Here is a 6733-nt window from a genome sequence, read left to right as displayed (position 1 = left end):
GATATTGTTATCGGATTTTTGTTTGTTTTATCACAAGTCTAATGGATATTGGCCGATATATTATTAAGTAGTGCTTATTAAAAGTGACAAAACGAAAATCCTAACAATCATTGAAATAAGTGTGAAAGGGTTAAGTTAAATTCGAAAAAAATCAAGGTTTTACTTGAATTCATTAAGAACTTTAACGGGATATAAATAATTAAATACAAAGCAGATTTTAATAATCAACCGTTACAAACTAGCATACCAATGCTCTGGTTGACACTGCCTTATTTCTTTGTGAAAAAGTGCCATAAAATAGTTGTATTTCATTTTGAAAGGCGTATTATAGGTTTATATGTTATGACGAATAGCCGTTTACGACCATTTCGCCAAATTTATTGAGAAAGGAGAAGGCGCATGGATGACCCTACGGCACCGTTTGAGTTTCTTGGCCTCACATTTGACTGGGGCACGATACTTTCAACGTTGCTGGCTATGGCAATTGTTGTGATTGTATCGGTTGTACTCACACGAAGGCCTACGGTACGACCAGGTAAGCGACAAAATGTTATTGAATACTTACTTGATTTTACCAATGGTATTGTTGATGGACAATTGCAAAAGAAGCAAGCACGCCAATTTGGTTTGTATGCATTTACGTTGTTTTTCTTCGTTGTAGTATCTAACGAAATGGGATTGCTACTTCAATTGCAAGGCACGGATGGTGTAACTTATATTAAGTCACCAACAGCAAGCCCAATCGTAACGATGACGTTAGCAATTATGTCTTTGATGGTAGCACACGGGATGGGTGTTCAAAAACTTGGCTTTAAGGGATACCTTAAAAACATGTTACTCACACCATATTCTTGGATGTTACCGCTAAACATTATTGAACAATTAGCTAACTTCTTGACGTTATCACTGCGTTTGTTTGGTAACATTTTCGCTGGTGAGATGTTATTAACACTCGTGGCCAATAGCTTAGCATGGCCAGGACACTTAAATGGGTTCGTGACTGTGTTGGCATTGCCGATTGAAATGGTCTGGCAAGGATTCTCACTCTTTATTGGTGGCATACAAGCTTACGTATTTGTTATCTTGACAGGTGTATTTATTGCACAATTGTCTGGTGATGAATGAAGAGTGTTTAAGCAAATGAGATTTGTGCCACAGTTTGACTAGCAATAATCAAGGTATGACACGAGTTGGTTTGTGAATTACGCGGGAGCGTTTCATCCAATTAAAATAGAATCGTGTTTGGTGGTACTTAATGACTGAGACACAGACGATAGTTTTCTAACCAAGTTAAGTCGGGTTGATAATTATAGTCTGCGTTATAGAGTTGAGTCAAGGACTGCCAAACGCTATACAATAAGGAGTAATCTCATGGATTTGCACAATCTTGGTGTAATCGCAGCGGGCCTTGCGGCCGCTGGAGCCGCTATTGGTGGTGGTGTTGGAAACGGTGTTTTGATCTCGCAATTCTTGGCAGGCATGAGCCGTCAACCTGAGCTTGAAAGCCGATTGTTGTCACGTATGTTCTTGGGTGTCGCGTTGGTTGAAGTTATGCCAATTTTGTCAATTGTCTTCGCCTTCATGTTGATGGGCAAGTAATCACAAGTATATAGTGGAGGAAAATTATGTTTGGTTTAACAACCTTAGCAGCAAATAAATTACCATTGGGTAATATGTTGTTTATTATCATTTCATTCCTCTTGTTGATGCTCATTTTGAAGAAGGTGGCTTACGGGCCATTGACAAAGGTTCTTGACGAACGTGCTGATAAAATTTCTGCTGATATTGATGGTGCCGAGTTAGCCCGTCAAGACGCTGAAAAATTAGCAGTACAACGGCAAAGTGAACTGGCAGATACACGTCAGCAAGCAACAAAAGTCGTGGCTGACGCAAAAGCCAGCGCACAAAAGCAGAGTGATTCATTAATTTCTACTGCTTCTGACCGTGCTACTTTAATTAATAAGCAAGCGCAAACTGATGCTGAAAAGCTCAAGGAAGACGCGATTTCTAACGCAAAGAACGATGTTGCAGCGCTATCAGTAGCGATTGCTTCAAAACTTATGCAAAAAGAACTATCGTTAAATGATCAACAAGCATTGATTGATGCTTACATTTCAGATTTAGAAACTAAATAAGGAGTATTGGGATGGCAAAAAATCTTAAAGATATAGCTGACCAATACGCCAAAGCAATTTTTGAATTGTCTAGCGAGCAAAACAGCATAGAAGAAACTAGGACAAGTTTGAACGTCATAAAAACCGTTCTAAACGAAAATCCTGATTTTATTATGGTGGTAACATCTAATGATGTTGATACTGCCTCACGTGATAATTTGTTACAAACATTGACAAACGGTGCATCGGAATCAATTCAAAACTTGGTTAAGCTGCTCGTCTACAATAATCGTTTGAACATTTTATCGCAGGTGGTTGATGCGTTTGGTGATCGTTACAATGAAGCTAATGGTATTGTAGATGTTACAGCAACTACAGCCGTTACGTTAGACGAAACACGTTTGGATAAATTAGCAGCAATTTTTGCATCAAAAACAGGTGCAAAACACGTGAATTTAAAAAATGTTGTGGATGAAAGCATACTTGGTGGCGTGATTTTAAAATCGCAGTCAACTTTAATTGATGGTAGCTTACAAACAAAAATTGCCAAAATGAAGGCACAATTATTAGGTTAGTGAGGAAGAATAATGGCTATTCAAGCTGAAGAAATTTCTGCTTTAATTAAGCAACAGCTCGAAAAGTTCGACACAACGCTAACTGTAGAAGAAGTGGGAACTGTTACCTATCTTGGTGATGGTGTGGCTCGTGCAAATGGTCTAGCAAATGCTATGGCTGGTGAATTGCTCGAATTTGCTAATGGCACATTCGGTATGGCCCAAAACCTCGACTCTAGCGAAGTTGGAATCATCATTCTTGGTGGTTTTGATGATATTCGCGAAGGTGATACAGTTAAACGTACTGGCCGCATCATGGAAGTGCCGGTCGGCGAACAATTAATTGGACGCGTTGTCAACTCTTTGGGTCAACCAATCGATGGATTGGGTGAAATCAAAACAGACAAGACACGTCCTGTCGAAGTTAAAGCACCTGGAGTTATGCAACGTAAGTCAGTTTTTGAACCGTTGCAGACAGGTATTAAAGCAATCGATGCGCTCGTTCCAATTGGACGTGGGCAACGTGAATTGATTATCGGAGACCGTAAGACAGGCAAAACATCTTTGGCCATCGATACAATTTTGAACCAAAAAGATCAAGACATGATTGTTATCTATGTTGCTATTGGTCAAAAAGACTCAACTGTTCGTACACAAGTTGAGACGTTGCGTCAACTTGGCGCAATGGATTATACAATTGTTGTTAATGCGGGTCCTTCAGAACCAGCACCGATGTTATATCTAGCACCTTATGTTGGCGCAGCCATGGGTGAAGAATTCATGTATAATGGCAAACACGTTTTGATTGTGTATGATGATTTATCAAAACAAGCCACAGCTTATCGTGAATTGTCATTAATTCTTCGTCGTCCGCCCGGACGTGAAGCCTATCCAGGTGATGTCTTCTACTTGCATTCACGTTTGTTAGAACGTGCAGCTAAGTTGTCTGACGAACTTGGTGGTGGATCAATGACTGCATTACCATTTATTGAGACACAAGCTGGGGATGTTTCAGCATATATTCCAACGAACGTTATTTCCATCACTGATGGACAAGTGTTCTTGGATGCAGATCAATTCTATGCAGGTGTTCGTCCTGCCATTGATGCTGGAACTTCTGTTTCACGTGTTGGTGGTGATGCGCAAATTAAGGCAATGAAGAAAGTAGCTGGTACATTACGTTTGGATTTAGCTTCATTCCGTGAATTAGAAAGTTTCGCGCAGTTCGGTTCAGATTTGGATGCTGCTACGCAAGCTAAGTTAGCACGTGGTCGTCGTACAGTTGAAATCTTGAAGCAACCATTGCACAAGCCAATGCCAGTACAGCAACAAGTTATCGTACTGTATGCTTTGACACGTGGGTATATTGATGATGTTGCGATTTCTGACATTCAACGTTTCCAAGACGAATTAATTGCTTATGTTGATGCCAATGCTAATGACTTGTTCAAGACAATTCTTGAGACAAAGAATTTGCCTGAAGACGCTGCCATGAATTCAGCAATCGAAGCCTTTAAGGCTGGATTTGCTGGTTCAACAGCGGAATAATAGGAGGACGCTGCAATGGCTTCTTTGCAAGATATTCAGCGTCGTATTTCATCCACTAAAAAGACGCGTCAAATTACGAGTGCCATGCAAATGGTCTCAACGGCTAAATTAAGCCAAATTCAACGTTACAGTAAGGGCTATCAATCATATGCTGCTCGTTTGGAAGCGATTGTGGAACATCTTGTATCTGCTCATCTTTTTGATAATGCAGATGCTAAGCATATTCCTTTGATTGCACAACGTCCCATTGAAAAAACTGGCATATTAGTTGTGACATCAGATCGTGGATTAGTTGGCTCATATAACGCTAACGTCATTAAGCAAACAAATGCTTTGATGGCACGATTGAATTTGGATACTACTAACACCACAATTCTTGCTGTTGGTGGTAACGGGGCTGATTTCTATAAAAAACGTGGCTTTGAAGTCATATTAGAACACCGCGGTGTTTCAGATGTACCATCATTTAATGAAATTCGCTCAGTTGTTAAAACGGTGACCAGTCTGTATGAAACTGAAGTGTTTGATGCACTTCATGTCGTATACAATCATTTTGTAAACCGTTTGACTAGTGAATATCGTGATGTGCAACTGTTGCCATTAACTGGTGACACCTTGGATGCCATGGGTGGTACGGAAGCTGAAAAAGCAGAATTGAACATTCAAAGTGTTTATGAAATTGAACCGGATACAACAGCTGTTTTAAATGTTATATTACCGCAATTTGCACAAAGTCTAGTGTATGAAGCAGTGCTTGATGCAAAAACAGCTGAACATGCAGCCTCATCGACAGCGATGAAAGGGGCTACAGACAATGCCAAGGATCTTATTGGTCGTTTGGAATTGCAGTTCAACCGCGCACGTCAAGCAGCGATTACGACAGAAATTACAGAAATTACAGGTGGAATGGCTGCATTGGAGTAAATGAGAGTGTCAGCGCACACGTTTATGACAAACAACTAACCACAATTAAAATCAAAACTGCATAGGCAGCAACGCGTTCAGCAATATTCACTCAAACACTATAACGTCTCACTAGATGATGACCTCTTGTGGTATTTTGGCAACATATGCGTTGCTGAACGCGCTTAAACTGAAAGGAAAACGACAATGAGTACTGGAAAAGTCGTACAAGTGATTGGTCCGGTCGTCGATGTTGCGTTTGAAGCGGGCCAACAAGTGCCTGATATCAATAATGCGCTTAAGATCGATAAGGGCGAAGGCCAAACATTGACAGTTGAAGTTTCATTGGCATTGGGTAACGGTATTGTTCGTACAATTGCTATGGATTCAACGGATGGGCTCCAACGTGGTATGCCAGTAACTGATACTGGTGATGCAATTACAGTGCCAGTTGGAGAAGCTACTTTAGGTCGCGTTTTCAACGTGTTGGGAGAACCAGTGGATAATAACGGCGATATTTCTGCCGAAACGCCACGACATTCTATTCACCGTGATGCGCCTAAATATGATGAATTGGCCAACTCTACAGAAATTTTGGAAACGGGTATCAAAGTTATTGATTTACTCGCACCCTATGTTCGTGGCGGAAAAATTGGTTTGTTCGGTGGTGCAGGTGTTGGTAAAACAGTTCTAATTCAAGAATTGATTCACAACATTGCACAAGGTCACAATGGTATTTCTGTCTTTACGGGTGTCGGAGAACGTACTCGTGAAGGTAATGATATGTATCATGAAATGGCAGAATCAGGTGTTTTGAAGCAAACTGCCATGGTTTATGGCCAAATGAATGAGCCACCTGGTGCACGTATGCGTGTTGCTTTGACTGGCTTGACAATGGCTGAAAATTTCCGTGATGACGAAGGTAAGGATGTGTTGTTATTCATTGATAACATTTTCCGTTTCACACAAGCTGGATCTGAAGTTTCAGCTTTGCTTGGCCGTATTCCTTCTGCTGTTGGATATCAACCAACTTTGGCAACAGAAATGGGTCAATTGCAAGAACGTATTACGTCAACTAAAAAAGGTTCAGTTACATCAATTCAAGCTGTGTACGTGCCTGCTGATGATTATACTGATCCTGCACCTGCAACGACATTTGCACACTTAGATGCGACAACGAATTTGGAACGATCATTGACGCAACAAGGAATTTATCCAGCCGTTGATCCATTGGCTTCAACTTCTTCTGCGCTTGATCCTCAAATTGTTGGTCAAGAACATTACGAAATTGCAACAGAAGTACAGCGGACACTACAACGTTACCGTGAATTGCAAGATATTATCTCAATCTTGGGAATGGATGAATTGTCAGATGAAGAGAAAACGACTGTTAATCGTGCACGTCGTATTCAGTTCTTTTTGTCACAACCATTCTCTGTTGCTGAAACATTTACAGGTATTAATGGTGAATATGTCCCAGTTGCTGAAACTGTGCGTTCGTTCAAGGATATATTAGATGGTAAATATGATGATTTGCCTGAAGATGCATTCCGAAATGTCGGAGCCATTGAACAAGTTGTTGAAAAAGCCAAAACAATGGCCCAATAAGGGGGT

At 40.6% G+C, this 6733-nt stretch carries 7 protein-coding genes; all 7 read left to right on the top strand.

Annotated elements, in window-relative coordinates; genetic code table 11:
- Positions 1–399: 399 nt before the first annotated feature.
- Entirely contained in the window at positions 400–1125 is a 726-nt protein-coding gene (gene atpB / locus EUI_RS0104815) for a F0F1 ATP synthase subunit A (protein ID WP_010016496.1), read from the top strand.
- Positions 1126–1371: 246 nt separating this feature from the next.
- A complete protein-coding gene (atpE, locus tag EUI_RS0104810; protein WP_010016495.1) occupies positions 1372–1599 on the top strand; it encodes a F0F1 ATP synthase subunit C in 228 nt (75 codons plus the stop codon).
- A 26-nt stretch (positions 1600–1625) separates the two neighbouring features.
- A complete protein-coding gene (atpF, locus tag EUI_RS0104805; RefSeq protein WP_010016494.1) occupies positions 1626–2135 on the top strand; it encodes a F0F1 ATP synthase subunit B in 510 nt (169 codons plus the stop codon).
- Positions 2136–2146: 11 nt separating this feature from the next.
- Positions 2147–2689 carry an ATP synthase F1 subunit delta gene (gene atpH, locus EUI_RS0104800; protein ID WP_010016492.1) on the top strand — a complete coding sequence of 181 codons (543 nt, stop codon included), beginning with the start codon at positions 2147–2149 and terminating at the stop codon, positions 2687–2689.
- A 12-nt stretch (positions 2690–2701) separates the two neighbouring features.
- Positions 2702–4216: a F0F1 ATP synthase subunit alpha gene (atpA, locus tag EUI_RS0104795; protein WP_010016491.1), complete on the top strand. Its 1515-nt coding sequence runs from the start codon at positions 2702–2704 to the stop codon at positions 4214–4216.
- 15 nt (positions 4217–4231) lie between these two features.
- Entirely contained in the window at positions 4232–5140 is a 909-nt protein-coding gene (locus tag EUI_RS0104790) for a F0F1 ATP synthase subunit gamma (RefSeq protein WP_010016490.1), read from the top strand.
- 186 nt (positions 5141–5326) lie between these two features.
- Positions 5327–6727: a F0F1 ATP synthase subunit beta gene (gene atpD, locus EUI_RS0104785; protein ID WP_010016488.1), complete on the top strand. Its 1401-nt coding sequence runs from the start codon at positions 5327–5329 to the stop codon at positions 6725–6727.
- The last annotated feature ends 6 nt before the right edge of the window (positions 6728–6733 follow it).

The organism is Leuconostoc gelidum subsp. gelidum KCTC 3527 (assembly GCF_000166715.1).
GTDB classification, from domain to species: Bacteria; Bacillota; Bacilli; order Lactobacillales; family Lactobacillaceae; genus Leuconostoc; species Leuconostoc gelidum.
This window is presented reverse-complemented; position numbering and strand designations above follow the sequence as displayed.